Source organism: Neisseria sp. SLRRB23 (assembly GCF_050896295.1).
Taxonomy (GTDB): domain Bacteria; phylum Pseudomonadota; class Gammaproteobacteria; order Burkholderiales; family Neisseriaceae; genus Neisseria.
Genome location: NZ_JBPBFH010000064.1, coordinates 1 through 1,803, shown reverse-complemented (window position 1 = coordinate 1,803; position 1,803 = coordinate 1). Strand labels below are relative to the sequence as shown.

Sequence of the window (1,803 nt, the reverse complement as noted above, 5' to 3'; positions counted from 1 at the left end):
TCCACACCAATATTCCGGTCAATTCGGACGATGCCGAAATGCTTCAGACGGCCTATCGTTCGGTCGAACGCATCATGAAAATCGCCCGTTCGCTCGGCGGCGTAATTTCCGGCGAACACGGCATCGGGNAATGGGCAACGGGATTTTTACAGTTACCGACCTTGTATTTCGGCTTGGCAAACACGAAGCCCCTGCCTTCCAAGTCGGTTATCCGTGCCGCAAGCTGCGTCACCTTCAGGTTCTGATAAGCCTCAAGGGATGTGATGCATCCCTTGTTACGGATGTAATCGACAATTTGTTTGCATTGCGTTTGTTTTTGATTCATAATCGCCTTTCGCCGTTACCTGAACCGCTTCCCTGCAATTCAGGGGGATTACCCGCCCCGTGCGGGTTTTTCTTTATCGGCCGCCCGTCTGTCCGGGCGGTCAGCCGTCTTTCCGATTTGCCGTCACCCCGTTGCAACCGGGTTTCCACACAACGGCCGACGGAGTAAAAAAATGCCGTCCGACTTATCCTTCATACTCGCCAAAGAGCTTATCCGCAGCGGTTCTATCCGCTTAAGCGGCAGTACGGCCAAAGGACAAGCCGGAGAATTGGCGGTATTCATCCGAACACTTCATCAAAAACCCGAAGAATCGGAGCCAAATACCGATGACGAATATTTAATCGGGCTGCTTTCCAAGTAATTCAAAGCCGTCTTTCAAACCCGGCGCGATTTTGTAAACCTCATCGCAGCCTTTGGCGGCGGCTTTCAGCATCGCCTTTTTAATCAGCCGTCTGTCTTTCTTCGACAGGCGGTTTCTGTCCTGCTTCTTCATTTTTTTCCTTTCCGGTAAATTGCGGATGACTTCCGCTTCAATTCGGTTATATCAATTAACATCTGACCCGACGGGCTTTTTATTTGGGTTGGTCGCCTGCCAATTCCGGCCAGATTAGATGCCAGTCATCAGGACGTAAGTCTTTTCGATTCACTGCGCCTCCGGTTAATTTTTCAATCTGCACGCACCGAATGATCGGGGGCGGCGTTCCTTTTTTATTCCAAGCCCACACCGTCGGTTGTTTAACTCCGATCGCCCGTGCAAGTCGGGATTCATTACCAAAATAATCAACTGCTTTTTGGATACTCATAGCCAGTTACTCAATTAAATAGCTTCATTATAGCTAATACTTATATTAAATACAACTATTGCCTTTTATAGGTTATGCCTTTTATTATCGATTACCAATGCTTATGCGCAATTAATTCGGAGATCAAAATGTTTTCAGGCGAACAGTTAGGACAAGCAATATCAGAAGCGATTAAGAGAAAAAATGTCAGTCAAAAGGAGGTTGCCGATCATTTTGGGGTGAAACAGCCAAGCGTTTCAGGTTGGATAAAAAATGGACGAATAGATAAAAAACATCTAGATAAATTAATTGATTATTTCTCAGACGTAGTAACGCCAAGCCATTTCGGCATTGAAACATTCAGAGTCTTAAAATCGAATGAACAAAGTAGCATACGTTTCCCCCGCTTAAATGCCGAAGCGACCTGCGGCGCAGGCACGATTAACGACCACTATATCGAGGTTGTGGATTATGTAACCGTCGCTGCCGCATGGGCGCGGGAGAAACTGGGCGGAAACCTCAACAAAATCCAAGTCATTACAGCCCGTGGCGACAGCATGGAGCCCACCTTGTCGGTATGGACAAAGCCGGAAGCGACGGTAAAACCCTGCGCGACAAAGCCATCAAAGCCGTGGACGACACCGAATTCTTCCCATCATGGGGTCGTGCGCGTTTGGAAGCGATGATCGAAGGCCG

Annotated in this window: 3 protein-coding genes and 3 pseudogenes; 3 read left to right on the top strand and 3 right to left on the bottom strand. The window is 48.1% G+C overall.

What is annotated here, in order from left to right; translation table 11 throughout:
* A pseudogene (locus ACRPFF_RS10955) lies at positions 1 to 149 on the top strand (FAD-linked oxidase C-terminal domain-containing protein); the annotation flags it as partial.
* Here ACRPFF_RS10955 and ACRPFF_RS10950 read toward each other — a convergent pair.
* Positions 131 to 325: pseudogene (locus tag ACRPFF_RS10950) on the bottom strand (helix-turn-helix domain-containing protein); the annotation flags it as partial. The pseudogenes ACRPFF_RS10955 and ACRPFF_RS10950 overlap by 19 nt on opposite strands.
* 172 nt (positions 326 to 497) lie before the next feature.
* Here ACRPFF_RS10950 and ACRPFF_RS10945 point away from each other — a divergent pair.
* Positions 498 to 686 carry a hypothetical protein gene (locus tag ACRPFF_RS10945; protein WP_003691445.1) on the top strand — a complete coding sequence of 63 codons (189 nt, stop codon included), beginning with the start codon at positions 498 to 500 and terminating at the stop codon, positions 684 to 686.
* Here ACRPFF_RS10945 and ACRPFF_RS10940 read toward each other — a convergent pair.
* Complete coding sequence (locus ACRPFF_RS10940; RefSeq protein ID WP_003689578.1) at positions 663 to 818, bottom strand: hypothetical protein; 156 nt, start codon at positions 816 to 818, stop codon at positions 663 to 665. The two genes, ACRPFF_RS10945 and ACRPFF_RS10940, sit on opposite strands and share 24 nt — an antisense overlap.
* 79 nt (positions 819 to 897) lie before the next feature.
* Positions 898 to 1,128: a transcriptional regulator gene (locus ACRPFF_RS10935; RefSeq protein WP_020997318.1), complete on the bottom strand. Its 231-nt coding sequence runs from the start codon at positions 1,126 to 1,128 to the stop codon at positions 898 to 900.
* A gap of 74 nt (positions 1,129 to 1,202) precedes the next feature.
* On the opposite strand from ACRPFF_RS10935, the pseudogene ACRPFF_RS10930 reads away from it, so the two are divergent.
* A pseudogene (locus ACRPFF_RS10930) lies at positions 1,203 to 1,415 on the top strand (XRE family transcriptional regulator); the annotation flags it as partial.
* Between the last annotated feature and the right edge of the window lie 388 nt (positions 1,416 to 1,803).

Excerpts from the sequence above, each read along its gene's own strand:
- ACRPFF_RS10935 (WP_020997318.1), bottom strand. The coding sequence starts at position 1,128 with ATGAGTATCCAAAAAGCAGTTGATTATTTTGGTAATGAATCCCGACTT.
- ACRPFF_RS10945 (WP_003691445.1), top strand. The coding sequence starts at position 498 with ATGCCGTCCGACTTATCCTTCATACTCGCCAAAGAGCTTATCCGCAGC.
- ACRPFF_RS10940 (WP_003689578.1), bottom strand. The coding sequence starts at position 818 with ATGAAGAAGCAGGACAGAAACCGCCTGTCGAAGAAAGACAGACGGCTG.